Source organism: Ruegeria sp. B10, from assembly GCF_056539825.1.
Map to the genome: position 1 here is coordinate 245,965 of NZ_JBQFVP010000004.1, position 25,123 is coordinate 271,087.

Annotated in this window: 29 protein-coding genes; 15 read left to right on the forward strand and 14 right to left on the reverse strand. The window is 58.3% G+C overall.

The genetic code is table 11. From position 1 onward, the window contains the following. Complete coding sequence (locus ACR0J4_RS07550) at nt 1–2,529, reverse strand: FtsX-like permease family protein (RefSeq protein WP_170642815.1); 2,529 nt, start codon at nt 2,527–2,529, stop codon at nt 1–3. Next, nucleotides 2,526–3,221, reverse strand: coding sequence for an ATP-binding cassette domain-containing protein (locus ACR0J4_RS07555; RefSeq protein WP_170468773.1), 696 nt, complete (start codon nt 3,219–3,221; stop codon nt 2,526–2,528). The genes ACR0J4_RS07550 and ACR0J4_RS07555 overlap by 4 nt, the downstream gene beginning before the upstream one ends. 26 nt (nt 3,222–3,247) lie before the next feature. On the opposite strand from ACR0J4_RS07555, the gene ACR0J4_RS07560 reads away from it, so the two are divergent. After that, entirely contained in the window at nt 3,248–3,913 is a 666-nt protein-coding gene (locus tag ACR0J4_RS07560; protein WP_170642816.1) for an arylesterase, read from the forward strand. 6 nt (nt 3,914–3,919) lie between these two features. Here the strand turns inward: ACR0J4_RS07560 and ACR0J4_RS07565 are convergent, their stop codons facing one another. The 5 genes from ACR0J4_RS07565 to ettA all read right to left on the reverse strand — a co-directional run bounded on the left by ACR0J4_RS07565 (nt 3,920) and on the right by ettA (nt 7,998). Continuing rightward, nucleotides 3,920–4,474, reverse strand: coding sequence for a L,D-transpeptidase (locus ACR0J4_RS07565; RefSeq protein ID WP_170378840.1), 555 nt, complete (start codon nt 4,472–4,474; stop codon nt 3,920–3,922). A 151-nt stretch (nt 4,475–4,625) separates the two neighbouring features. Continuing rightward, nucleotides 4,626–4,832: a cold-shock protein gene (locus ACR0J4_RS07570; RefSeq protein ID WP_170378838.1), complete on the reverse strand. Its 207-nt coding sequence runs from the start codon at nt 4,830–4,832 to the stop codon at nt 4,626–4,628. 365 nt (nt 4,833–5,197) lie between these two features. Next, nucleotides 5,198–5,662, reverse strand: a complete 465-nt coding sequence (locus ACR0J4_RS07575) for a hypothetical protein (protein WP_170642817.1) — start codon at nt 5,660–5,662, stop codon at nt 5,198–5,200. Continuing rightward, complete coding sequence (locus tag ACR0J4_RS07580) at nt 5,659–6,327, reverse strand: SEC-C metal-binding domain-containing protein (RefSeq protein WP_170642818.1); 669 nt, start codon at nt 6,325–6,327, stop codon at nt 5,659–5,661. The genes ACR0J4_RS07575 and ACR0J4_RS07580 overlap by 4 nt, the downstream gene beginning before the upstream one ends. 3 nt (nt 6,328–6,330) lie before the next feature. Beyond that, nucleotides 6,331–7,998, reverse strand: coding sequence for an energy-dependent translational throttle protein EttA (gene ettA / locus ACR0J4_RS07585; RefSeq protein WP_170642819.1), 1,668 nt, complete (start codon nt 7,996–7,998; stop codon nt 6,331–6,333). A gap of 138 nt (nt 7,999–8,136) precedes the next feature. Between ettA and ACR0J4_RS07590 the strand changes: the two genes are divergently transcribed. From ACR0J4_RS07590 to dacB, 3 genes are all read left to right on the forward strand, one after another. Then, the gene (locus tag ACR0J4_RS07590) at nt 8,137–8,607 is read left to right on the forward strand and encodes an MOSC domain-containing protein (RefSeq protein WP_170642820.1); all 471 of its coding nucleotides are present in this window, start codon (nt 8,137–8,139) and stop codon (nt 8,605–8,607) included. Nucleotides 8,608–8,639: 32 nt separating this feature from the next. Then, nucleotides 8,640–9,260, forward strand: coding sequence for a nicotinate-nucleotide adenylyltransferase (locus tag ACR0J4_RS07595; RefSeq protein ID WP_170642821.1), 621 nt, complete (start codon nt 8,640–8,642; stop codon nt 9,258–9,260). A 66-nt stretch (nt 9,261–9,326) separates the two neighbouring features. Beyond that, nucleotides 9,327–10,805 carry a D-alanyl-D-alanine carboxypeptidase/D-alanyl-D-alanine endopeptidase gene (dacB, locus tag ACR0J4_RS07600; RefSeq protein ID WP_170642822.1) on the forward strand — a complete coding sequence of 493 codons (1,479 nt, stop codon included), beginning with the start codon at nt 9,327–9,329 and terminating at the stop codon, nt 10,803–10,805. Between the two features lie 2 nt (nt 10,806–10,807). Here the strand turns inward: dacB and ACR0J4_RS07605 are convergent, their stop codons facing one another. Next, nucleotides 10,808–11,230, reverse strand: a complete 423-nt coding sequence (locus tag ACR0J4_RS07605; protein WP_170553359.1) for a tellurite resistance TerB family protein — start codon at nt 11,228–11,230, stop codon at nt 10,808–10,810. 79 nt (nt 11,231–11,309) lie between these two features. Then, nucleotides 11,310–11,777, reverse strand: a complete 468-nt coding sequence (locus ACR0J4_RS07610; protein ID WP_480543195.1) for an Lrp/AsnC family transcriptional regulator — start codon at nt 11,775–11,777, stop codon at nt 11,310–11,312. A gap of 109 nt (nt 11,778–11,886) precedes the next feature. On the opposite strand from ACR0J4_RS07610, the gene phhA reads away from it, so the two are divergent. The 6 genes from phhA (at nt 11,887) to ACR0J4_RS07640 (ending at nt 18,048) form a co-directional block, all read left to right on the forward strand. Continuing rightward, nucleotides 11,887–12,687, forward strand: a complete 801-nt coding sequence (gene phhA, locus ACR0J4_RS07615) for a phenylalanine 4-monooxygenase (RefSeq protein ID WP_170642823.1) — start codon at nt 11,887–11,889, stop codon at nt 12,685–12,687. A 6-nt stretch (nt 12,688–12,693) separates the two neighbouring features. Further along, the gene (locus tag ACR0J4_RS07620) at nt 12,694–13,047 is read left to right on the forward strand and encodes a 4a-hydroxytetrahydrobiopterin dehydratase (protein WP_170642824.1); all 354 of its coding nucleotides are present in this window, start codon (nt 12,694–12,696) and stop codon (nt 13,045–13,047) included. Between the two features lie 122 nt (nt 13,048–13,169). Beyond that, a complete protein-coding gene (locus ACR0J4_RS07625; RefSeq protein ID WP_170553350.1) occupies nt 13,170–14,744 on the forward strand; it encodes a lysine--tRNA ligase in 1,575 nt (524 codons plus the stop codon). A 49-nt stretch (nt 14,745–14,793) separates the two neighbouring features. Beyond that, complete coding sequence (locus ACR0J4_RS07630) at nt 14,794–15,195, forward strand: DUF4864 domain-containing protein (RefSeq protein ID WP_170490745.1); 402 nt, start codon at nt 14,794–14,796, stop codon at nt 15,193–15,195. A gap of 135 nt (nt 15,196–15,330) precedes the next feature. Further along, entirely contained in the window at nt 15,331–17,616 is a 2,286-nt protein-coding gene (locus tag ACR0J4_RS07635) for a glycosyl hydrolase family 28-related protein (protein WP_170553344.1), read from the forward strand. Between the two features lie 111 nt (nt 17,617–17,727). Then, nucleotides 17,728–18,048, forward strand: coding sequence for an antibiotic biosynthesis monooxygenase family protein (locus ACR0J4_RS07640; protein WP_170462743.1), 321 nt, complete (start codon nt 17,728–17,730; stop codon nt 18,046–18,048). Between the two features lie 21 nt (nt 18,049–18,069). Here ACR0J4_RS07640 and ACR0J4_RS07645 read toward each other — a convergent pair whose 3' ends face one another. After that, nucleotides 18,070–18,552, reverse strand: a complete 483-nt coding sequence (locus ACR0J4_RS07645) for a pyridoxamine 5'-phosphate oxidase family protein (protein WP_170553341.1) — start codon at nt 18,550–18,552, stop codon at nt 18,070–18,072. 109 nt (nt 18,553–18,661) lie between these two features. Here ACR0J4_RS07645 and ACR0J4_RS07650 point away from each other — a divergent pair, with 109 nt between their 5' ends. Further along, nucleotides 18,662–19,081, forward strand: a complete 420-nt coding sequence (locus ACR0J4_RS07650; protein ID WP_480668354.1) for an excalibur calcium-binding domain-containing protein — start codon at nt 18,662–18,664, stop codon at nt 19,079–19,081. A gap of 143 nt (nt 19,082–19,224) precedes the next feature. After that, complete coding sequence (locus ACR0J4_RS07655) at nt 19,225–19,515, forward strand: hypothetical protein (RefSeq protein WP_170468737.1); 291 nt, start codon at nt 19,225–19,227, stop codon at nt 19,513–19,515. Between the two features lie 44 nt (nt 19,516–19,559). On the opposite strand, the gene ACR0J4_RS07660 is transcribed toward ACR0J4_RS07655, so the two are convergent. From ACR0J4_RS07660 to ACR0J4_RS07670, 3 genes are all read right to left on the reverse strand, one after another. After that, the gene (locus ACR0J4_RS07660) at nt 19,560–19,988 is read right to left on the reverse strand and encodes a hypothetical protein (RefSeq protein WP_170642825.1); all 429 of its coding nucleotides are present in this window, start codon (nt 19,986–19,988) and stop codon (nt 19,560–19,562) included. 47 nt (nt 19,989–20,035) lie between these two features. Further along, entirely contained in the window at nt 20,036–20,737 is a 702-nt protein-coding gene (locus ACR0J4_RS07665) for an ORF6N domain-containing protein (protein ID WP_170642826.1), read from the reverse strand. A gap of 115 nt (nt 20,738–20,852) precedes the next feature. Beyond that, on the reverse strand, nt 20,853–21,332 hold the full coding sequence (locus tag ACR0J4_RS07670) for a Pycsar system effector family protein (RefSeq protein WP_170642827.1): 480 nt from the start codon (nt 21,330–21,332) through the stop codon (nt 20,853–20,855). Between the two features lie 190 nt (nt 21,333–21,522). Here ACR0J4_RS07670 and ACR0J4_RS07675 point away from each other — a divergent pair, with 190 nt between their 5' ends. Next, nucleotides 21,523–21,987, forward strand: a complete 465-nt coding sequence (locus ACR0J4_RS07675; protein ID WP_480668355.1) for a hypothetical protein — start codon at nt 21,523–21,525, stop codon at nt 21,985–21,987. A 5-nt stretch (nt 21,988–21,992) separates the two neighbouring features. On the opposite strand, the gene uvrB is transcribed toward ACR0J4_RS07675, so the two are convergent. Then, complete coding sequence (gene uvrB, locus ACR0J4_RS07680) at nt 21,993–24,179, reverse strand: excinuclease ABC subunit UvrB (protein ID WP_170642828.1); 2,187 nt, start codon at nt 24,177–24,179, stop codon at nt 21,993–21,995. Between the two features lie 154 nt (nt 24,180–24,333). Here uvrB and ACR0J4_RS07685 point away from each other — a divergent pair, with 154 nt between their 5' ends. Then, nucleotides 24,334–24,645 carry an ETC complex I subunit gene (locus ACR0J4_RS07685; protein ID WP_170378795.1) on the forward strand — a complete coding sequence of 104 codons (312 nt, stop codon included), beginning with the start codon at nt 24,334–24,336 and terminating at the stop codon, nt 24,643–24,645. Beyond that, the gene (locus ACR0J4_RS07690) at nt 24,646–25,122 is read left to right on the forward strand and encodes a GNAT family N-acetyltransferase (RefSeq protein WP_170553323.1); all 477 of its coding nucleotides are present in this window, start codon (nt 24,646–24,648) and stop codon (nt 25,120–25,122) included. The last annotated feature ends 1 nt before the right edge of the window (nt 25,123 follow it).

Genomic DNA, 25,123 nt, shown 5'->3' on the forward strand with positions numbered 1-25,123 from the left:
TCAATCGCTGGCGCGAAGGATGCGGGCTGGTCTTACCGATAGCGGACGTAGAGCGAATGCAAGCCCTGCACCCAGTGTCACGACCATTCCGGCCAATACGATGCCAACGGCTGAAGGCCAGATAACCGTATAGCCGGTGTCGAAGATATATGTGGCGACGGCCCAGCCCCCCAGAATTCCGACCAGAAGGGCGACTCCCCCAGCGGCTGCTCCCAGCAAGACAGCACGCAGAGCAAAGCTTTGCAGGATGCGCTGCCGGTTCGCCCCGAGTGTTTTCAGCACCGCAGCTTCGTAGCGTCGCGCAGGCTCTCCGGCGGCGGCTGCGCCGATCAGGACCAGAAACCCGGTCAAAAGCGAGACACCTGCCCCGTAGGAGGTTGCCGCCGCCAACCCGGCCAGCAGGCTCGACACCCGGTCAATCGCGTCCCGCACCCGGATCGCGGTGATATTGGGGTACTGGTTGGCCAGATCGCGCAGGATCGCGGTTTCGGCCTGTTCCTGAGCATAAACGGTGGCGATGAAACTGTGTGGTGCACCGGCCAGCGCCGAGGGGTTCATCGACATTATGAAGCCCATGCCTGCCGTCGAAAAGTCAACCTCGCGCAATGAGGTCAGGCGGGCCGTGATATCTCGGCCCAAGATGTTAACCGTCAGTTCATCCCCAAGGGCCAGGCCCATCTCAGCGGCCTCTTCCGCGGCGAAGCTGACCTGCGGTTCTCCGGAATAGTCTTCGGCCCACCAATCGCCTGCTGTGACGCGGGCGTTTTCGGGCGGGCGGGTCGAGTATGTGATACCTCGGTCGCCTTCCAGAACCCAATGGTCCCCGGCAACGTCGCGCGCGGGGCGTCCGTTGATCTGGGTGACGATGCCGCGCAGCATCGGTGCGCTTTCGATGCGACTGACGGATGGGTCGGTCTCAAGACGCTCGGTGAACCCTGGCATCTGGTCTTTTTGGATGTCGACAAAGAAATAGGACGGCGCAACGTCAGGCAAGTTGCCTGAGATCGCGTTGCGCAAGGTTCCATCAATCTGCCCAACAGCGGCCAGAACAGACAGGCCGAGACCGAGGGACAAGACAACCGATGCCGCGCCCTCCCGCGGGTCGGAAATAGCCGAGAGCGCCCATCGCAGGGCGGGACGACCACGTGCGGCGGGTTTGCCCGCCCGGGCGAGGCGACCGATGGCGATGGCCGATAGGGAAAGCAGGATGAGCGCGCCTACCAAGCCAGCGCTGGTCCAGAGCGTCAGTCGGGCCGAGCCGCTGAACCACGCGGCGATTGCGATCAGCAGGACCAGCCCGAAACCGGTTGCCATGACATAGATGGGTCGGGGGAGGGCGCGGGCCGTGGTCAGCGCATCTCGAAACAGGGTGGCGGCGCGCACTTCCTCAGTTCGGGCCAGTGGCCAGAGGGTAAACAGGAAAGCGGTCAGAATGCCGTAGATCGCAGCCTCGGCCAGAGCTTGCGGGTAGAGGGCGAAAACCGCCGGGATCGGCAGCATGCTTTCGATCATTGGAGCCAAGGCCAGCGGTAAGACCCCGCCCAATGTTACGCCGATGGCTATTCCGATGCCCGACAAGAGCCCGATCTGGATCATATAGGTCAGGAAGATCGTCGCGCGGTTGGCCCCCAAGGTGCGCAAGGTGGCGATGGTTTCGGTCTTTTGCGACAGGTACGCTCGGACGGCTGCGGATACACCTATGCCTCCGACTGCCAGCCCCGAAAGGCCGACCAGAACCAGAAACGCGCTGAGGCGGTTGACGAATTCAGTGATGCCAGGTGCCCCGTTGCGGGCGTCGGTCCAGCGCATGCCGGTGCCATCGAAGGCTTCCTTGGCCTGCTGGGTGAGGTCTGCAAGATCAGTACCTTTGGGCAGGTTAAGGCGGTATTTGGTCGAAAACAGGGTGCCCGGGGCCAATAGCCCCGACGTCTGCAAGTCTTCGGTTCGGACCAGTGTTCTTGGCCCGAGGGCGAACCCGTCCGCGGCACCGTCTGGCTCGTGATTCAGGGCCGCCATCAGGACAAACTCCTGCGTGCCTAAGGCGAAGCGATCGCCGACCGTCAGCCCCATCCGATCGATCAATGCGGGGGCTATGACGGCACCAGGCAGGCCGTCTGCGCCCGCAAAAGCGTTGTCCAGTGGCATCTCTGGGGCCAGAGTGACAGATCCCACCAAAGGGTAAGCGCCATCTACCGCTTTGACTTGTGTCAGCGCCCGCTCGGTTCCGGTGTCTTGCGCGGCGACAGCCATCGACCGGAAATCGACAACCTCGGACACTTGTTGCGCGGTCTCGTCCATCCAGCGCCGTTCTTCGTCGCTGGCAAAGCGATAGGTGAACTCAAGCTGCGCGTCTCCGCCCAGCAAGGCAGCCCCTTCCTGCGTCAACCCTGTCTGGATGGCCGAGCGGACCGAGCCGACCGCAGCGATGGCGGCAACCCCAAGGGCGAGACAGGCGAGGAAAATACGAAAGCCGCGCAGGCCTCCGCGTAGTTCACGACGTGCCAGCCGTCCGGCCAGTCGCAGACTCATTCCGCGGCCTCTTGCTTGGTCTCATCCGAGATGCGGCCATCGCGCAGGCGCACAACGCGGTCGCAGCGCGCCGCCAGCGATGGGCTGTGCGTGACCAATACCAAGGTCGCGCCGTGCTTGTCCCGCAGACCGAACAAAAGATCGACGATTGCAGCACCGTTGGTTTCATCCAGATTGCCCGTCGGCTCATCCGCCAGCAGGATCTGAGGGCGCGGGGCCGAGGCGCGGGCCAGGGCAACCCGCTGCTGCTCACCCCCGGACAATTGCGCCGGATAGTGGTCGCGCCGATGGGACAGACCGACGGTGTCGAGTTCTGCTTCGGCGCGGGTGAATGCGTCCTTGTGGCCAGCCAGCTCCAGTGGGGTGGCAACGTTTTCCAGTGCCGTCATGGTGGGGATCAGATGGAAGTTCTGGAACACGATACCCATCGTGTCGCGTCGAAAGCGGGCCAGAGTATCTTCATCCATTGTCGTCAGATCCTGACCCAAAGCCGAGACGCGACCGCCGGTCGCTTGCTCCAACCCGCCCATCAGCATCAGCAGCGAAGATTTGCCCGACCCGGATGGCCCGATCAGCCCCAGACTCTCACCCTTCGTCACGGACAGAGAGATTTCATGCAGGATATCGACCCGCCCGGCATTGCCATCCAGAGACAAAGAGGCATTTTGGAGCGTAAGAACAGCTGAAGTCATTGGTCTTTCCATCGGAGGGCAGTCAATTGGGATATGGAGCGTTTGTAGCTCTGCGCAAGGTTCTGGTTTCAGGGCTGTTTGTCAGTTGGGGCTATACTGCAACAGCCGAGCCCGTGGTGATTGCCGCATTGGGGGATTCGCTAACCCAAGGCTATGGGCTGGTCGAACAGGATGGGTTTGTCCCACAGCTGGAACGTTGGCTGCAGGCGAACGGGGCCGAGGTTCGTTTGATCAACGCAGGTGTCTCGGGGGATACAACGGCGGGCGGCGCGGCGCGGGTCGAGTGGACTTTGACGCCGGATGTGGACGCGATGATCGTTGCGCTGGGTGGCAACGACTTGCTGCGGGGCCTCGACCCCGATCTGTCGCGCGCCAACTTGACCGCAATCCTGAGCGCGGCTGAAACAAGCGATGTCGACGTTTTGCTGATCGGCATGCAGGCCCCCGGCAACTATGGTCCGGACTACAAACAGGCGTTCGACACGATCTACCCGGATTTGGCTGAACAGTTTGATGTCCTCTACGCCGAGAGTTTCTTTGACGGTCTCGCCTCGGGTGGTGATCCGAACGCAGTCAGCCAATACATGCAGCCTGATAGGATTCACCCGAATGCCCAAGGCGTCGCGCGGATTGTTGAGGCGCTTGGCCCATCCGTGCTGGAACTGGTCAAGATGTCGGGTGAACAGGGCTAGGGGCCGTCAAACCACTGTGACGACCGTTCCGATCGGCACACGGTTGTAGAGGTCCACCACGTGTTCGTTCATCATCCGGATACATCCGTTCGACGCGGCCCGTCCGATCGTTTGCGGCTGCGTTGTCCCATGGATGCGGAAATAGGTATCGACCCCGTTCTGGAACAGATAGAGCGCACGCGCGCCCAACGGATTGTCGCCCCCTCCGGGCTGAACATAGTCGTTATCCTTAAAACGCGCATAGGCCACCGGATCCCGCTCGATCATCTCTTGCGTCGGTCGCCAGGTGGGCCATTCCTTCTTCACGTCGATGGTCGCAGTGCCGGTGAACTCCAACCCGGCTTTGCCGACCCCACAGCCATAGCGGACCGCCTTGCGCGGTTCGGTCACGTAATACAGGTAGAATGATCGCGGCACGACCAGCAGCTGCCCCGGCTGAAATTGCTTTTTGATCCGGACAAATTGTGGTGTGGGATCATACTCGGCGGCCTTCTTGGCAACGGCAATACCGGGGAGAAGGCTCAGGGCCGTTCCGGCCAGAAAAACACGACGTGTGAACATGTGCGCCTCTTGAATTGACCTGAAAAATCATCACTCGAACTCCAGAATGATATCTTAATTGGTCAATTATGGGGCAGATATTACGAAATTGTGATGTGAGGCCTTACGGCCACAAAAAAGGGCGGGGTTTACCCCCGCCCGTCTAAGTGGCTTATGCCAGCTCGATATTGTCCGCGCTTTCGCGACCGTCACGACCCGAGCGCAGCTCGTAGGTGACTTTCTGGTTGTCGGCCAGACCGGTCAGGCCCGAACGCTCGACAGCCGAGATGTGAACGAAGATGTCTTTGCCGCCATCTTCGGGTGCGATAAAGCCATAGCCTTTGGTGGTGTTGAACCATTTTACGGTGCCTGCAGGCATATCCGTGTCTCCTGTTTAGTGCTGCCCACGTGGATGCGGCAGCCTGGCGTCGTCGGTCTGGATCGAATGACTGAGCGCCGTAGAAGGAGACAGTGGGTCGAAATAGAAAAACGTTAGCCCTTTGGATATGGCATTGAGGTGGGTATGTGGCAAGGGAGGATTGAACAGGATGCGCTGTGAATTCAGGGCGTAACTGGTGATTTGAACGTGAACCCGCCGATGAAATTTCACCTTTGGCCACGCCGCATTCGTCTCTCCATCGCGATATTCGTGCAAGCCGGGTTGATCCGGAGTGGAGCGGTGTGGTCACCAATGGCACGTTCGGAGAGCCGCAAAAAGGGGTAAAACCCCATCCTACGCTTGCATCAACCCGCATTCGACAGCTGTTTTACTCTTGTGCCAAGGACACTCAAGTGAAGAGGTAAAGAAAGTGAGTTCTTGGGCTTTTCTTGTCCGGCCTCAAAAACGACGCGGTCATCAAACCTGTCCACCAAAGATCGCCTTTCATCGGTACTCAGAGATTCGATCCAAGATGGTTTGAAGTAGATGTTCTCAGTGTATTCCATTGCAGTACGCAGTATGACGTTAGGTAAATCGTTTGGTTTGCAGGCTCGGTAAGAGTTCACAAACCGTATAGACGATGCTTTGTCTTTGTCGTCCGTCGAAGAAATTGAAACCAATGTGGTATCGTTTGCCTGCGGCATCACAGTCAGTTGAGCGTAAGAAAACTTCCGCCCGTATTCGGAGAAAGGTTGGAGTTGATTTCCAAAGACGTCGTTTTCTATACAAAAACAACCTGTGGCGGAGAATGGCAGCGCCGTGTCGATCAATGCGGAGTAGAAGTAGAGTTTACGCGCGCTTTTTTTCGCTCAATGCGTTGGATAAGCTTGATTAAGTCCCAGTTGTACCTCGAGTAGTGGATCATGTGCTCAAGTTCTGATGTGAAGCTGTCTACATCTATCCAGAAATCGAAACTTGGTACCGTTTGTAGCCAGTTCAAAAATAGTGCGCCGTCAGTATGAACTACAGCTTCATAAAGTGCGCATCGAATGGCCAAAGCTAGAGACGTTCTATAACCGGGCTGTAGAAGCTTGTTCTCAATTTCGGAGAACGAGGTAGCATCATGCTCGGCGCAAAGACCGGGAAATGTAGATGCTCTTTTCGCGCTTACTCGAACAAGTTCGCGCTCATCCGAACTCGAAGGTTTTGTATTTGGACCATCGGAAAACCCGATGACGTGACCTGCTTCTGCAATCTGTTTTAGAGGACCTCTACGTTGCTGTGAATGAGATGCTATGACAGGCTTGCCGCACTCTTGGCCTGAATAGGAAACCGGGCAAAGTCGTGCTCGATGCATGAACTTTGCCTGATCATGCTGAATTTCGATTGGCTGCTTGTATGTTTTGTTTTTGTGGCAGTCGTCGTATGGCTTTCCGCTACCACAAAAACAGGGTTGCTCAGAGAACAAGTCGCTGAAGTCGTCGGCGGTAAACAAAACCTACCGCGCAAACTTCTTATGCTTCAACCGCTTAGGCTCCAGCGCGTCCGGTCCCAGACGGCGTTTTTTGTCCTCTTCGTAGTCCTCGAAGTTGCCCTCGAACCACTCCACATGCGCGTCACCCTCAAACGCAAGAATATGCGTACAAATCCGGTCGAGGAAGAAGCGGTCGTGCGAGATCACCACGGCACAACCGGCGAAATCGACCAGAGCGTCTTCCAGCGCGCGCAGGGTTTCGACATCCAGATCGTTGGTCGGCTCATCCAGCAGCAGGACGTTGCCGCCCTCTTTCAACAGGCGGGCCATGTGGACGCGGTTGCGCTCACCACCCGATAGCAGCGAGACCTTCTTTTGCTGGTCGCCGCCCTTGAAGTTGAAGGACGAGCAATAGGCGCGGGAATTGACCTGCGCGTCGCCCAGCTGAACGATCTCGGCGCCGCCGGTGATCGCCTCCCACACGGTGTCGTTGTCTTTCAGGTCATCGCGGGACTGGTCGACATAGGACAGCTCGACCGTGTCGCCCAGCGTGATGGTGCCGCTGTCGGGCTGTTCCTGACCGGTGAGCATCTTGAACAGGGTCGATTTACCGGCGCCGTTGGGGCCGATGACACCGACGATGCCGCCGGGGGGCAGGGCGAAGTCCAGCCCTTCGATCAGTTGCTTGTCGCCCATATGTTTCGACAGGCCCTCGACCTCGATCACCTTGCCGCCGAGGCGTTGGCCGTTGGGGATGACGATCTGGGCGCGGGTCAGCTTTTCACGTTCTGACTGTTCGGCCAGTTCGTTATAGGCGTTGATCCGGGCCTTGGATTTGGCCTGGCGGGCCTTTTGACCCTGCCGCATCCACTCCAGCTCGCGCTGCAGGGTTTTCTGCTTGGACTTGTCTTCGCGGGCTTCCTGCTCCAGCCGTTTGGCTTTTTGTTCCAGCCATGCGGAGTAGTTGCCCTCGTACGGAATGCCGCGGCCGCGGTCGAGTTCGAGGATCCAGCCGGTGATGTCATCCAGGAAATAGCGGTCGTGGGTGACGATCAGGATGGTGCCCTTGTAGTCGATCAGGTGCTGTTGCAGCCAGGCGATGGTCTCGGCGTCCAGGTGGTTGGTCGGTTCGTCGAGCAGCAGCATGTCGGGCGCTTCGAGCAGCAGTTTGCACAGCGCCACGCGGCGTTTCTCACCGCCTGAGAGGTTGGCGATGTTGGCATCGTCCGGCGGGCAGCGCAGCGCCTCCATCGAGACGTCGATCTGGCTGTCGAGGTCCCAGAGATTCTCCGCGTCAATCGCGTCCTGCAGGGTGGTCATTTCCTCCATCAGCTCGTCCGAGTAGTTCTCGGCGATCTCCATGGCGATTTCGTTGAAGCGGTCGACCTTGGCCTTTTTCGCGGCCACGCCAAGCATGACGTTTTCACGGACGGTCAGGGATTCATCCAACTGCGGTTCCTGCGGCAGATAGCCCACCTTGGCGCCCTCGGCCGCCCATGCCTCACCGGTGAAGTCCGTGTCGAGGCCCGCCATGATCTTCATCAGCGTCGATTTACCCGCGCCGTTGACGCCGACAACACCGATTTTCACGCCGGGCAGAAAGCTCAGGTGGATGTTTTCAAAGCACTTCTTGCCACCGGGATAGGTCTTTGAGACACCCTGCATGTGGTAGACATATTGATAGGCGGCCATGTCGCGTCCTCTGGGTCGGGGAAATCAGGTTGAAACGCTTGATATCCAAGCGGAGCGGGCGGGGCAAGCTGGTGGTTTCGTGATTTTTGCTGAGACCTTGGGCGGGCTAGAGTGGCCAAGGTTTGAGAGGCGCGTGAGATGTCAGAACTTGCGGAATTGATTGCTGGCTGGGCAAAGCCCGGTCGGGTCGATTGGATCGGAGTGCGTCCAGCCCGGCGGGCGGCGATCGTCGCTTTAGGCGACACCATGATTTCCGCTGATGGTTTGGATGGAGATCGCAGTCGCACGGGCAAGAGGGCGGTGACCTTGATCCAGCAGGAGCATTTGGCAGCGATTGGCTCGTATCTAGGACAAGGGCCGATTGCGCCAGAGATATTGCTGCGCAATCTGGTGGTTTCGGGGATTAACCTCCCCGCGCTCAAAGGACGCGAGGTGCAGGTGGGTGAGGCGGTTCTGCGCTTTACCGTGATCTGCGCACCTTGCAGCCGAATGGAGGAAGCGCTGGGAAAAGGCGGCTATTCTGCCGTGCGTGGGCATGGCGGGTGGTGTGCGGAAGTGGTGCGCCCTGGGCGCGTTCGGGTGGGCGATACGGTGCAACCGATTGATTGACAAGCTGCTTCAGTTCTGAACATCAGCAAGGGATGTTGCGCAGCCAGATACCATATGCTCGACCCGGACAGGTCATTGGGCTGTTCGGAGGGTCCTTTGATCCTCCGCATCAAGGTCATGTGCATGTCACGCTTGAGGCGATGAAGGCTTTCGGATTGGATCGTGTGTGGTGGCTGGTCTCTCCGGGTAACCCTCTGAAACAGCAAGGGCCTGCGCCTTTGCCGCGTCGGTTAGGGGCCGCGCAGGCAGTGATGCAGCACCCTCGGGTGGACGTTACGGATATCGAGGCGCTGACGGGTACGCGGGCGACGGCGGATACTCTGTTGGCCCTCCGGCGGCTTTATCCTCAAGTTCGATTTGTCTGGATCATGGGGGCCGACAATCTGGCGCAGTTTCACCAATGGAAGGACTGGCGGCTGATCATGGACAGCGTCCCCGTGGGCGTTGTGGCGCGATCGGGTGATCGAATTTCCGCGCGGATGTCGCCAGCGGCGCGGGTCTACGCACCCTACAGAATTGACGGGCAGGCGCGGCATCTATTGGGACGCGCGCAGGCGCCGGCATGGTGTTTCGTGAACGTGCCGATGGTAAATCTCAGTTCAACTGATCTTCGCAATCGCGGCATCTGGGCGAACGGAGTGTTGCCCGAATAGCCACATTGCCTGCATATTCTCATGCAATGGTTGTCCAAATTTCATCTCTGGGATTTTAATTGACCCATGGTTGATCGTATTTCACGCCGTTTGTTTCTTGCAGGGTTGAGCGCAGCTGCGATCCCCGCTGCTGCCTTTGCGCAGGCCCCCTTGGTGTCCTTGCGGCCTCAGGCCCGTGGACCTCAGCTGACCGGGGCAGAGCGGTTCGTGCGCGCAGCCGGGCTGCGGGGCGATGTGATCTTTGCAGTGGCAGATGTTGAAACAGGCACTCAGCTTGAGGCGCTGGGGGGTGAGGCCGGGTTGCCTCCGGCCAGTGTGGGCAAGGCGCTGACGGCACTCTATGCATTGGACGTTCTGGGGCCAGATCATCGCTTTGAGACCAAGCTTCTGGCGGATGGGCCAATTGAGAATGGCATTCTAAAAGGCGACTTGATCCTTGTCGGCGGCGGAGACCCTCTGCTGGATACAGATGCTTTGGCAAGCATGGCAGCCAATCTGCGCGAGGCTGGGGTGACCGAAGTTCGCGGGGCGTTCAAAGTCTATGACGGAGCCTTGCCCTACGTGTTCAGCATCGACCCCGGGCAGCCAGATCATCTGGGCTATAGCCCGGCGATCAGTGGAATTTCTTTGAACTTCAACCGCGTTCATTTCGAATGGAAGCGGGCCGGGACGAATTACAACGTCACGATGGATGCGCGCAGCGCCAAGTACCGTCCGGATGTCGATATGGCTGTGATGCGGGTGGAACCGCGCAGCCTACCGATCTACACCTATCAACCCAGCGCACGTCAGGACCGCTGGACCGTGGCCAAAGGAGCGCTGGGCAATGGCGGCGCACGCTGGTTGCCTGTTCGAAAACCTGCACTTTATGCGGGCGATGTGTTTCGCACGCTTGCCCGCTCAAACGGGATTGTTCTGGGTCGGGTGCAAGTCACGCAGGAAACCCCGCAGGGCACTACGTTGGTTGTGCATCAGAGTGACCGGTTAGAGAGCATCCTGCGCGGGATGCTGAAATACTCGACCAATCTGACGGCAGAAATGGTTGGTATGGCGGCTACTAAAGCACGCGGGGTGAGGCCGAGTGATCTGGCGGACTCGGCGGCTGAGATGAACCGCTGGGCGGCGGAGACCTATGGTGCCAACCAAATCGCCATGGTGGATCACTCTGGTCTTGGTGATGCGTCCCGCATGCCTCCGGGTGATCTGGTGAAGGCGCTTGTTGCGGCGCGCAAAACCGGGGCGCTGCGGCCCCTGCTCAAGCCTTTTACGCTGACCGATAGTCAGGGTCGCGCGGTCAAGGATCATCCCATCAAGGTGAATGCAAAAACCGGAACGCTGAACTTCGTCTCGGGTCTTGGCGGCTTTCTGACCACGGCCGACGGGTCCGAACTGGCCTTTGCGATCTTTACGGCAGATGTGGACCACCGCGCCACGATCCCGCGCGAACAACGCGAGCGACCAGAAGGCGCGCGCAGTTGGAACCGACGGTCGCGCAAGCTTCAGCGGGCTTTGATTGAGCGCTGGGGGTCTCTTTACGGCAGTTGAACCTAAATCGTGTGGCGCGCGCGGGCACCGCGTTCGATCGCGGCAGCGTGCAGGCGGTCGATGTTTAGCTCATAGCGGATTTCTTCCAGCAAACGTAGCTCGGTCTCGGCCAGTGAACCGTCTGCGGCGGCCACGTCGCAGGCCAGCGCATAGGCGGTTTCATTCAAGCGTTCGGGCAGGTTTTCTCGGATCAGGCCAAACAGCGCATCCAGCCCGTCTTCCTGTTCGAACAGGTCGAACACGATTTGCGAAACCCGGCGGGTGCGGTCAATGTCATAGCCCGCAAAAACAGGCAGCATATTCACCGCGCCTTCGATCTTGACCAGTTCGGCGGTGCGGATCGTCTCATCCGACGCCGAGATCGCGACCATGATCGCCACAAGGCAATCTTGCGGAGACATCGGGTGTGGAATTTGATCGGTCATTGGGTCGTCCTGAGTCATTTGCTGCCGTCGCACGATAGGAGGGCTGGCGGACGGGTTCAACGGCTTTTGCCTGTGTGTGTCAGAGAATTGGCAGTGGTCCCCGCGTTTTGGTCTGGCGCAGCACGAAATTGCTACGGGTGTCACGGACCAGGCCTGACTTCAGAAGGCGCTGCATTATGAAAAGCTCAAGATCTTCGGGCGATTTGGCATAGACCTTGAGGAGGAAGTCATGATCTCCGGTAATCGACGCGCATTCCACGATCTGAGGTTCTGTCTCAACCAGACGGAGGAAGGCGTTGATGCTGTCTTCCTGATGGCTCTGCAACGCGACGTGGATATAAGCAATTGCGTTCAGCCCGACAGACTTGGCGTGGACCTGCGCAGTGTAGCCCGATACAACTCCGGATGCCTCAAGATCCCGCACCCGACGCCAGCATTGCGAGGCCGACAGGCCCGTGCGGTCTGCAAGCTCCTGCATCGACAATCGGCCGTCGGTTTGCAGCTGTTGCAGGATGGCTAGATCGGCAGGATGAAACGTTTGTGCCAATTTTAATCTCAATGCGAAATGATCCGTTCAACTATAAGCGATTTTCCCATCTATAGAAACTGAATTCACCACCTCCCTTGAATAGAATATCTGTGAAGGGGAGGAGAAGATGCCGAAAACAACGAAATACCGCGCTAAAATCGCCGATGCGAAGGGTCATATCGCGTATACCGCTGAAGAGGACGCTGTTTGGGCTGATCTCTACTCGGCGCAGCAGGACAACGTGCAGAAATACATGGCGCGCGACTATCTCGACGGCCTGAAACGGTTGGAGTTGCCGAAGACCCGTGTGCCCTCTTGCAAGGATATCTCGGAACGTTTGTTGGACCTGACCGGATGGCGGGTTCAGCCCGTGCCAGCGCTGATTGGGTTCGAAACCTTCTTCGGGATGCTGGCCGACAGGGTGTTTCCGGCAGCGTCCTTCATCCGCTCACGCGAGGATTTCGACTATATTGAAGAGCCGGACATCTTTCACGAGATCTTTGGGCATACGCCCTTGCTCAGCGATCCCAGATTTGCGGCGTTCAGTCAGGCCATCGGCAAGGCCGGGGTGCAGGCTGGGCCAAAGGACTATGCCTGGCTGATCCGGCTTTATTGGTTTTCGGTCGAGTTCGGGTTACGGTGGCAGGATGGTGCAATCAAAGCGCTGGGTTCGGGGCTGGCGTCCTCGCCCACCGAACTTGTTTATGCGGTCGAAAGCGACATTCCGGACCGGGACCCGTTTGACGTGCTGACGATCCTGCGCACCCCATACCGGATCGACATGCACCAGATGGGCTACTTTGTTCTGCAAGACCCCGAGGCGCTGTTCGCCGCGGCCGACAGGGACCTGTTGGCAGATGTAAGGCAGGCGCAGTCGCTCGGTCTATTGCCGAACAAATTCCCACCCAAAGCAACAGCAGCGGAGTGATCGAAAATGACCACAACAGGACAAACCTGCAACTTGTCAGACCGTACGTGCATACCTTGTTCCGGCGGCATTCCAGCCCTGACGGCAGATGAGGCAAACGCTCATATGGGTGAGCTGTCATCGGAATGGACACTGAATGCCGGGTCGACCGAGCTAAGCCGCCACTTCGCGTTCAAGGGTTTTGCTAAGGCGACCTACCTGGCCAATCTTTGTGCATGGCTGGCGGATCAGCAGGGCCACCACCCTGATATCTCGTTCGGCTGGGGCTATGTGGATGTCAGGCTGACAACCCACGAAATCGGCGGGCTCAGCGAGAATGACTTTATCTGGGCGGCGAAACTGGACCAGTTGACCGGTTAAATCGGCCTTGTTCCTCGGAAAAACCCCTCGCTTTTATTGACTCATGCTGCAACGGCACAATAGGAGGGGCCGGTCGGTTGCAAAGTGCGATCGGCGCCGTTTTTCCCGATGGAGCAAATCTGATGTCTGAACTGCGTGAAACCGCAATGTCGTCCAAGGCCTGGCCTTTCGAAGAGGCGCGCCGGTTGCTCAAACGCTATCAGAAGAACGCTCCGGAGAAGGGGTTTGTGCTGTTCGAGACCGGCTATGGCCCCTCGGGCCTGCCACATATCGGTACCTTTGGGGAGGTCGCGCGGACCACGATGGTCAAGCGCGCATTCGAGGCCCTGTCGGATATCCCCACCAAGCTGATCTGTTTCTCGGACGATCTGGACGGCATGCGCAAAGTGCCAAGCAACGTGCCGAACCCGGAGATTCTGGAGCAGCACCTGCAGCGTCCGTTGACATCGGTGCCCGATCCATTCGGTGAATACGAAAGCTTTGGGGCTCACAACAACGCTATGCTACGCCGGTTCCTCGACACCTTTGGGTTCGAGTATGAGTTCTATTCGGCGAAGGAATTCTACGAGTCCGGACAATTTGACGAGATCCTAAAGCGTGCTGTCGAACGCTACGATGAGATTATGGCGATCATGCTGAAAAGTCTCCGCGAAGAACGGCAGCAAACTTATTCGATCTTCCTGCCTCTGCATCCCGAAAGCGGGCGGGTGATGTATGTGCCGATGAAAAAGGTCTGTGCCGAGAACTACACCGTGACCTTTGATGATGAGACGGGCAAGGAATGGACCGTTCCCGTCACTGGCGGCAACGTCAAGCTGCAGTGGAAGCCGGACTTTGGCGCGCGCTGGGCTGCGCTGGGCGTCGATTTCGAGATGTACGGCAAGGAACACGCGACTAACGAAAAGATCTATGACGCGATCTGCCGTGCTTTGGGCGGTCGTGCGCCCGAGCATTTCTCGTATGAGCTGTTTCTTGATGAAAACGGCCAGAAGATCTCGAAATCGTCGGGCAATGGCGTGTCGATTGACGAATGGTTGACCTATGCGCCGACAGAAAGCCTGTCGTATTTCATGTATCAAAAGCCCAAGACTGCCAAGCGGATGCATTTCGACGTCATTCCCAAAGCCTATGATGAATACCACCAGCAGCTGCGGGCCTATCCGGGGCAGGAGCTGAAGGCGCAGCTGAACAACCCGGTCTGGCATATCCATGGCGGTGATGTCCCGGAATCGACCTTGATCGTACCGTTTGCCATGTTGCTGAACCTCGCGTCGGTTTCCGGGGCAGAAGACAAAGAGGCGCTTTGGGGCTTTATCCGCCGTTACGCGCCTGAGGCGACCGCCGAGAGCCACCCCGATCTGGATCAGGCGGCCGGTTTTGCCGTGCGCTACTTCAACGATTTCGTCAAACCAACGCGCAAGCACCGCGCCCCGACGGATCAAGAGCGCGAAGCGCTGGAGGCGCTCAAGGCCGCGCTCGAGGCCTATGACGGCCCGGCCGAGGATGAGGCTCTGCAATCGGTGGTCTATTCCATCGGGCGCGAGCGGTTTGACCCGATGCGTGGCTGGTTCACCGCCCTCTACGAGGTGCTGTTGGGGGCCTCGCAAGGCCCGCGTTTTGGCGGCTTCATTGCCCTCTATGGCGTGCCGGAAACGATCGCGCTGATCGACAAGGCCTTGGCCGGAGAGCTGGTCTGATTTGACCTGAACCCACATGGGGCTACCGTTCCCGTCAGGAGGTAGCCCCATGCGTCGTTTACTGCTTGCCCTGTCCCTGAGCGCCGGTTTGGCCTCGGGTGCGTTTGCCCAGAGCGCTGAGATCGAGGCCAATATTGCGGCCCAGATTCAGGCCTTCAAGGCGGATGATTTCGCCACGGCCTTTACCTTTGCCAGCCCCAATATCCAGCGTCTCTTCGGAAACCCGGACAATTTCGGAGCGATGGTGCGCAATGGCTATCCCATGGTCTGGCGTCCTTCTGATGTGCGGTTTCTGGAACTGCGCGAGGTCGCAGGCGCGTTGTGGCAGAAGGTCATGATCACCGATGGCGATGGCGCGGTTCACATTCTCGACTATCAGATGATCCAGCAGGAAAATGGCTGGAAGATCAACGGCGTGCAGTTATTGGGTCGCGCCGACCCCGCAGCCTGATGCAACACCACCGTCACGGTCGCATGAGTGGCGGTTAATCCCTTTTGGATACTCAGACCGTCGCGTTCGGGATGGACCTGAACACGGCGTTTGAACGTGCAGCCATTGGGCTGCGCGACGAGGAAAGGGATTTCTATGAACAAGGCAATCACCGACGGCATTGTGTTCATGCCGCCTGCTTTCGAAAACGGTCTGGGCGTGTGGTCTGCGGGCGATGGTACGCCGGGCTCACCGACCTATGATGGCTCGGGCACCGGGGCATTTGTGCCGTCGGATGCGGATTTTGGCGGCTGTCTTGAGATCCTGAAGATCAACAGCCCGCAACAACTGCGCTACATGGGCCAGACCCCGATCCTGCCGGGGTGCTATTTGCAGATCAAGGCGCGGGTTAAGGCGATCAGTGGCCCTCTGCCCGAGGTGCGGATCGCCGCCTGGGCCGGTGCAGCAGGCGACACCCATCTGACGGGGGTTATCGAGCAAGGACCAGCCACCCAGCTGACAAGTTACGGCGCGGTGACCGAGATCACCGCGATTGTGGGTACCGGGCGACGTCCGGGTGTGGACATGGCTTGGGGTGTAAGTGCGCTCTACGGTCATTTCGGTATTGATATTGAGGGCGCCAACGGGGCCGTCATCCGCGTCGATGATCTGGAGATCACCGATGTCACCGGCGTGTTCCTGCGTGAGATCATCAGCCGTGTGGACGTGCGCGACTACAGCGCGGTTGGCGACGGCATTGCTGACGACTCGGCCGCGTTCGAGGCGGCGGATCAGGCCGCCGGAGGCCGACGCATTTTTGTGCCCCAAGGCACCTATCGTCTGGCCGAGAACACCACCCTGTCCTCGGAGGTCGAGTTTGAGGGCACAGTTACGATGCCTGACGACAAGATGCTTTTGCTGCTGAAAAACTATGACCTGCCCGCCTATATTGCCGCGTTCGGGAATGAAGAACTGGCCTTCAAAAAGGCGTTTCAGGCGCTGCTGAACAACTCGGACCATGAATCGCTGGATCTGGGCGGTCGCAAGATCGAGGTGACGGCCCCAATCGACATGTTTGCCGCCGTTCCCAACAAGCCGGGGTTTTCGACCCGTCGTGTCATCCGAAACGGTCAGTTCGATGTCAAAAGCAGCTCGGCCTGGGATACCGAGACCTTCACCTCGGTCGCGACCTATGATCCGGCGGATTCGACCCGTCTGACCAATGTGGCCAACGTGGCGAATATCCCCATCGGCTCGCTGGTTCAGGGCAGCGGCGTCGGGCGCGAGATCTACGTGCGCGGCAAGGATGAAAGCGCCGGAGAGCTGACGCTGAACGCACCGATGTATGATGCGGCAGGGACCCAGACCTTCACTTTTGTATCCTTCAAATACCTGCTGGATTTCGGTAATTTCGGAGTGCTGCGTAAATTCGGGATGGAGCAGATCGAGTTCCAGTGCAACGGCCGCTGCAGCGCCATTCGCCTGGCACCGGCGGGCAGCACGTTTTCCCTGTCGGATTGTTTCATCAGCCGTCCGCTGGATCGCGGCATCACCTCGATCGGCTCGGGCTGCAAGGGGATGCTGATCGACAATTGCCAGTTCCTGTCCTCGGAAGAGTCGTTCATTGTGCCCGATCGCAAGTCGATCGCTCTGAACACCACCTCGAATGACGTGAAGATCCGCCACAACCGGGCGGTGCGTTTCAAGCACTTTGCGGTTATCGGCGGCGACAACAACATGATCCTTGGCAACCACTTTTTCCAGGGCGACAGTATTCCGCAAGGGGTGCGGACCGCAGGGCTGATCATGATCGGCACCTATAACAGCTCGACCATCGCCGAGAATTACGTGGACAATTGCTTCGTGCAATGGACGAATGAGCGTGACACGACGCCCGCCTATGTCTCGGGCTATTCCTTCAGCGCCATGAGCATCACTGACAATATCTTCTTTTCCAGCGAGGCCCCGCCCTGGTTCAGCTATATCGTGATCCGCCCGCACGGCCCGGGGCATTTTCTGAATGGGCTGGCGGTGACCGGCAACAAGTTCCGTTCTAGTGGGACAGACCTAGAGCGCGCCGACCGGGTGGATACGTCCTTTGCGGATTTGGATGCGGATCAGCACATCAATGTCACGTTCAGCAACAACACCTATCACGGGATTGACGCCAAGGTGGAAAACCCGCTGCGGGTGCGACACAGCCAGAACTCGGCCTCGCAGGTCTGGACCATCGACTCGGACGGTCGGTTGCCGTTTGGCTCCAAGGCTCGCAATTGCGATGCGGTAGCGGTTCTGGGGCCGCTCAGAACGGCGCTTGGGTCGGTGCGCCATTCCTTTCCCTATGCCGATGTGGAACAGGGCAGCAACGGCGATGCCGTCCAACTGCGCTGGGCCGAAAGCCTGAGCGGCGATGTCTCGGTGCAGATGCGTCTGGAAGAGTAGAGATACCAGCAAGTCGCCCCTTTAACGGGGCGACTTCGCTTTGGGCGGCAGGAAAGACAAGACGTTTGGGAATCCTGTGCTAGGCTGAGGGTAAGCCAAAGGAGGACCCAGATGCCGACCATAGCCAAAACCGCCAGCGTTCAGACCGTTATCACGACATTTGAGATGACACCCGGCACCTGTCAGGACCTGCTTGAGGCGCTGACAGATGCTTACTCCGAATTCATCTCAAAACAGCCCGGTTTTGTATCGGCCGGCTTGCATGTCAACGACGCCCAGACCCGGATTGCCAATTATTCGCAATGGGAACGGCGCGAGGATTTTCTGGCTATGCTGCGCACACCGGAAATGCGCGACCGCAACCGCAAGATCAACGAGCTTTGCAAGAGTTTCGAGCCGGTCATGTATGACGTGGCTGAGACCTTCAATTAACGCAGGTCCGGTGCCCCGGTGTCAGATGTCTGTAGCTTCGACGCGGTAAGCCTTGCCAAACCCGCCGTTCAGCAGCCCATCTTCAATCTCAAAGCGGACAAAGCTGAAATCGGCGAAATCTGCATAGAGTTTAGCCTTGGGGCGCAGTGACAGATACCTCTGGCGGAGGTTGTCATGATCCGCCGTTCCCCTTGCAACCAAACGAGCCGTCGCGTGCAAGGTCAGCCGAGGATGCGTCAGCGGATCCCCCTTAGGGTCTGGATCCCCGATCAGAAGGGCGCAGGCCGGGTTGCTCTGTAGCGCCCGGCTATGATCCGATAGGCCTGATATCAGCGAGATCGGCTGCCCCTTGGCATCTGTCGCCAGCGCAATCCGCGATACTGATGGCAAAGCGGTGACCGGGCTCAGAACGGCGAGCGCGGCATGGGTCGCCTCATCCATCAATTCGCGGATCAGGCCCCGGGCGGTGTCGTCCAGCTGTTGGTAGGGGTCTTTGGTTGGCATTGTGCCTCGCATTGATGAGTGTGAGGGTGATCCTATCCGCGCTGATCTTTGTGGGTAAGCCGTGTTCTGCCTCGGCTTCGCCACAAATCCCCTGTATCGCGATGGCATGATGTTTCGCAAATCCAAACTGGACGAACCCTTGCCGACCAAACGTCAGCGCCGGGCCGAAGCTGCCCGGCGACGCGCGCTCTCTCCCCTGCGTATTCTGCTTATGGTTCTGTGCCTGCCGCTGACCGTCGCGTTGATCTCCTTCAACATGTTCGTGCGCCTTTCAGACTATGGCCGGGATGAGGCCATGGTCCATCTGATCGCGCTGGCTGGGTGCGATGCCTCTCGGGCGATTGGGTTTGGGACGTTTTACGAAGGCTATGCGGGCTATCATCCACGCAACGACCCCGACGGTGATGGAGTGGCCTGTGGACCGGATGTGGCGCAACGTCAAACGGCTCCCTCGCCGAGCACGACCACGCCCCGCGAAACCAGCGCCAGCCAAAGGTCCTTGGGCAACGCCAAGTTCATCAAGCCTTGAAACCCGTGGGTTGAGGGTCGTTACCTCCGCGACCGCTTGGCCTGTGACGCTGCGGGAATCTGCCAGTTCATGCTATGATGCTCCGCGTTGGTACCAGTTTGGTGCCTCCATCGGGCAATTTCGCCCAGTTTGGGAGGACAAATATGTTTGCACGCGTAACTCAATTTAAAATGAAGCCCGGCACGCGCGAGGCGGCCACGGCGAAGATGAACGAATTGAAATCTGAAATCATGGGCATGCCCGGCATGCACTGTTTTACCAACGTCATGAACGAGGATGGGACCGGATACGTGATCTCGGTGGTCGAAAGTGAGGATATCTCGAACGCAAACGCTCCAAAAGTGGCCGAGCTTTGGGGGCATTTCGCTGAATTCATGGAAGCGCCGCCAACCCCGGCAGGCTTTGACGTGATTGCCCATTGGGACAAAGGCTGAACGCACGTTTGACCACCGGCCGATCCGCGCCACTTCAGGCGATGCTACGAGAGCAGCGACGCTGCACAGGTGCGAAACTTGCGCACCTCTGGCGCGGCACCTGCCAGTGAGAATTCACTCAGGTGGTCTTGCGTGAAGGCATAGGCTGTTTGGTTGAACTCAAGGCCATCCAAGACGTTGCCAAAACCGGTGTCTGAAACGAACAACGACATCGCATCGTCCGACAGCGTGTGTCGTGGCGTTCCGATCTCAATCGGGTTTGGCCCTTCAAATCGCATGGCGAACCACGGCGTTTGCGTCCAGCCTTCGATGCGGCGCGTGATTTCGAGGGTATAGAGCGGCTGCGCCGGATCGTAGGTGAGCCGGATCTCCTCTGCTTCGGTTTCGTGTGTCAACGTGCAGATGTCGCCAATCGTGGCGTTCCACGCATAGGCGGGGCTGCCGAGCAGCAGTGAGAGCAGGACAAAGCGCATAGCGAGGAACCTAGCCGCAGATTGCCCTTTGACAAGTGTGTAACGGGCTAGCCCTTCATTGCATTCAACAAGTCCAGCAGCCGCTTTCGGTCATCATCGTCAGCATAGTCACCGGTGGCCAGGCGCTGGGCAATGCTCAGGCGCAGGCGTTCCTGCTGGGTGCGAACATCTTCGCTGGCGGTTTCGGCCAGCGTCTTCATGATCGCCGCCACGGCCTGTTTGCGATTGGTGCTAGGGCTGGCGATATAGTCAACAAGGCTCTGCTTACCGGAATCGAGGATGTTTTCGGCCAGATCGCGCAGCTGTTCTCCATTGGGCAGCAATGGGGCAGTGGCGTCCTCGGGCGGCAGGATTTCCGGTACGCTACGCGGGGCCTCGGCCAGCGCATTCGCACCGTCGACAAAGGCCTCGGTGATCATCCGGGTGATCCTGATCGCGCGCGGGTCCTTGAATAGGGCCGAGGCGATGGCCACGCCGTAATCCGTATAGACCCAAGGATTGACCCGCCGCCCGCCGCGGCCTTTGGGTTTTGAGATCACATTCTGTGATTGCAACTCGGCGACCTCGGCATCGGTCAGCTGAAAGCGGTAGCCCTCGAACAGGTCCTTGTTGCGAGAGACGGCCTGATTGAAGGCGCTGACGGATTTTCCGTAAAACTGCGCCAGATCCTCGGCCAGCACCACACGGGCGCCGCGCACCCGGTGAATGGCGCTTTGGACCTCATGCGTGCTGGGCAGGGTGTTCGTCATGGCAACCGTTTGGAATCACAATTTGTGATTTCAAACGTGGAGGAGGGTGGGGCGGGGTGCAAGGGTGGAGTGTGGGGTACCAAGAATGAAAACCAAAGCACTGCAAGCACATAGTTCATTGAATGAACAATGCTCCTAATTGAGCGGAAACAAAAAAGCAAAACGTCCAAAGCGACAAAACGAATGAGAATTTCGTTAGTCTCGCAGCTTTTTCCAAAGCTTTGTCGTTCTGATCTAACCTGTCATCGTTTTCTGCAGCTTGAGAAGCAATAACTTCAAAAAAATCATCGTCTTCATCGAGATGGCCTTTCCAATCTCGCCAATAGTGCCCTCTCACATGGAAGCTTCGGGGAAGGCATGATGCCGCAGCCAAAATGCCAGACAAGACGAAAACCGAGCAGCAAAAATAAGTCAGCAGTGGAGCAGGGGTGTTTGCCCCCAAAGCACCAAGCAAAGCGGCAACTGCCGTCATCGTTCCAGCAAGCGCCATTGCTCTTTGGTCCGCACTAGATGCCAACTGATTGTAGTCTTCTAGCCTCAGTTCCGTTTGCCGAAGGGCTTCTACTGCGATATCAAGACGATTATTAGACGTCAAAACTTCTCCTAAAGGTAGTAAATGGCAAAGAGACCTGCGCCTCCACCGACACGTGGTCGTCTCGGAAATGCTTCATCGCAACGTAATGATGGGACAAAGCCCGCGCCAAGACCTAATCCAAAACCGGCTCCCAAACCATCGAAAAATCCGAAGAAATAGAAGCGCGCGCGCGATTGAAGTGAATGGGGCAATGCAGTTGTTTTGGCTCATCGCAGAAGGATTTCGTGCGACGCGAACAAATAAAATGAATGGGAAAATGAAACTAGTAAATATGTATTTGGCTATTTCTGTCTGCTTCTCTGCAACGGTATTTGCCACTAAAATGATTGCGCAATCTTTCTCATGCCAGTACGGAGCCCAACCTGCTTGTCTCGATTATGGGGACAAAGTATGCTCAAGTGCGGGCAAATGCGTGAGCACTAATGCTGTTTGTTTTGACAGCTACCAATGCGATTTCGAAGGCTTCACGTGCAAATCAAATGTGTCCGAATGCGTGGAAGAATACGAGAGTCTTCAGTTCAAATATAACGAATTGGTAGATGACTATAACGACCTGTTACGCGACGCTAAGGATACTACAAACGAGTTATCTGAACTGAAAGACTGTGTTGATTGGGCGACCAGCAAAGACGAAGCCAAGCAATGTGCTTGGTAGCGAATTCACCGCTTCCTCCGCTTCACATTCCCACCCCGTTGCCCCGGCCTACCAGCCGTTGATCGTCCGCGCGATTTCACCGCGTCTTCCGAGGCCTTCTCGACCGCCCATTGGCGCGCCATAGGGTCATCGGCGACGGCCAGATCGACCGCTTCCAGACGTTTGATCTCATCGCGGATGTTGGCAGCCTCTTCGAATTCCAGGTTCTCGGCGGCTTTGCGCATCTTCTCGCGTAACCCGTCCAGATGGGCCTCGAGGTTGGCGCCGTGCATCGGTTTGTCGATGGTGGCGGTGACGCGGTTCATGTCGACATCGCCTTCGTAGAGACCGGCCAAAACGTCCTCGACGTTTTTCTTCACCGTCTCGGGCGTGATGCCGTGTTCCTCGTTATAGGCGATCTGCTTGGCGCGGCGGCGGTTGGTCTCGTTCAGCGCGCGCTCCATCGAGCCGGTGATCTTGTCGGCATACATGATCACCCGGCCCTCGGCGTTCCGCGCAGCGCGGCCGATGGTCTGGACCAGAGAGGTCTCGGATCGCAGGAAGCCCTCTTTGTCCGCGTCAAGAATGGCGACCAGCCCACATTCGGGAATATCGAGGCCTTCGCGCAGAAGGTTGATGCCGACCAGCACGTCGAACGCCCCCAACCGCAGGTCACGCAGGATTTCGATCCGTTCCAGCGTGTCGATATCCGAGTGCATGTAGCGGACTTTGATGCCCTGTTCGTGCAGGTATTCAGTCAGGTCCTCGGCCATGCGTTTGGTGAGCGTTGTCACCAGCGTGCGGAAGCCGTTGGCAGAGACCTTGCGCACCTCGTCCAGCAGATCGTCCACCTGCATGCTGACGGGGCGGATTTCGACCTCGGGGTCCAGCAGACCCGTGGGGCGGATCACCTGTTCTGTGAAAACGCCGCCGGTCTGTTCAATCTCCCACTTCGCCGGGGTGGCCGAGACGAAGACGGATTGCGGGCGCATGGCGTCCCATTCCTCGAACTTCAGGGGGCGGTTGTCCATGCAGGACGGCAGGCGGAACCCGTGTTCGGCCAGCGTGAATTTGCGCCGATAGTCGCCGCGGTACATGCCGCCGATCTGCGGCACGCTGACGTGGGATTCGTCGGCGAAGACGATGGCGTTGTCGGGGATGAATTCGAACAGGGTCGGGGGCGGTTCACCCGGCGCGCGACCCGTGAGGTAGCGCGAGTAGTTCTCGATCCCGTTGCAGACACCAGTAGCCTCGAGCATTTCCAGATCGAAATTGGTACGCTGCTCCAGACGTTGCGCTTCCAGCAGTTTGCCTTCGCCCACCAATTGGTCGAGCCGGATGCGGAGTTCCTTTTTGATGCTGATGATCGCCTGCTGCATCGTCGGTTTCGGCGTCACGTAGTGCGAGTTTGCATAGACGCGCACCTGCTCCATTGTGGCGGCGCGTTCGCCGGTTAGCGGGTCGAATTCGGTGATCTGTTCCAGTTCTTCGCCAAAGAAGGACAGCTTCCAAGCGCGGTCCTCGAGGTGGGCGGGCCAGATCTCCAGCGAGTCACCCCGCACCCGGAAGGACCCGCGCTGAAACGCCTGATCGTTGCGGCGGTATTGCTGGGCGACCAGATCAGCCATCACCTGCCTCTGGTCATACTCATGACCCACCTTCAGGTCCTGCGTCATCGCCCCATAGGTCTCGACCGAACCGATACCGTAGATGCACGAGACCGAGGCGACGATGATCACGTCGTCACGTTCCAAAAGCGCGCGGGTGGCTGAGTGGCGCATCCGGTCGATCTGTTCGTTGATCTGCGATTCTTTCTCGATATAGGTGTCCGAGCGCGGCACGTAGGCCTCGGGCTGGTAGTAGTCGTAGTAGGATACGAAATATTCGACCGAGTTTTCGGGGAAGAAGCCTTTGAACTCGCCGTATAGCTGTGCGGCCAGCGTCTTGTTAGGCGCAAGGATTATGGCAGGGCGCTGGGTTTCCTCGATCACCTTGGCCATGGTGAAGGTCTTGCCCGTTCCGGTCGCGCCAAGCAGAACTTGATCGCGCTCGCCGTCCAGAACGCCGCCCGCCAACTCTTTTATGGCTGTGGGCTGGTCCCCGGCAGGTGCAAAATCGGTGTGCATCACGAACGCCTTGCCGCCCTCAAGCTTGAGGCGGGCGCGGACGTCTTCTGAGGTCAGCTGGGTCTTGTCGGAATGAGCATAGGCCATAGAGGGGGGATTCCTTTCGCGCCTGATTTTGATCTGTTTTTGTTCCGGTTCAAGGGGGCATTTCCATTGCACGCAATTGCGACAATTGTGGACTTGTCCGAATGGATGGTGTGACGCATAAACAAAGCCAGCAAAGTGAGTACGGAGAGGCGAGATGCGCGCACGGATTTACCAGCCTTCGCGGAATGCGATGACCTCGGGCATGGCCAAGACCCGCAAGTGGGTTTTGGAATATGCGCCTGCGTCTTCGCGTGAAGTTGATCCGCTGATGGGCTGGACCTCATCCGATGACACTCAGACCCAGGTGCGCCTGAAATTCGATACCAAGGAAGAGGCGCTGGATTACGCCAAGGACAATGGTATCGACGTACAGGTCAGCGAGCCGCACAAGCGCAAGCCCAACCTGCGTCCGCGTGGGTATGGCGAGAATTTCGCAACGGACCGTCGCAGCCCCTGGACGCACTAAATGATCGAAATTCGACTGGCCGACCCCATGTCGGATGCCTTGCGTCCCGTGATTGAGGCGCATTTTGCCCATAGCGAACAAGCCGGTCCGGCGGAAAGCAATCATACCATGGGGCCCGAGGCCTTGTCGGGTGACGGCATCCGCTTCTGGGGTCTTTTCGAAGAGGGTCGCGCCTTGGGCTGCGGCGCGTTGAAGACCCTGCCCGATGGTACGGCCGAAGTGAAATCGGTGCACGTTGTCGAAACAGCACGTGGGCGCGGTCTGGCGCGGGTGATGATGGCATACCTTGCCGATCTGGCAGCCAATGAGGGGACAAAGGCACTTGTGCTCGAAACGGGTGCGGCGCATCTGCCAGATTATGCAGCTGCCCGTAAGCTCTATGAGGCGCTGGGTTATTCCTATTGCGGCCCGATCTATGGGTATGAAGACGATCCAAACAGCGCCTTCATGCGCTTGGCCCTTGAACCCCGCTCTTAAA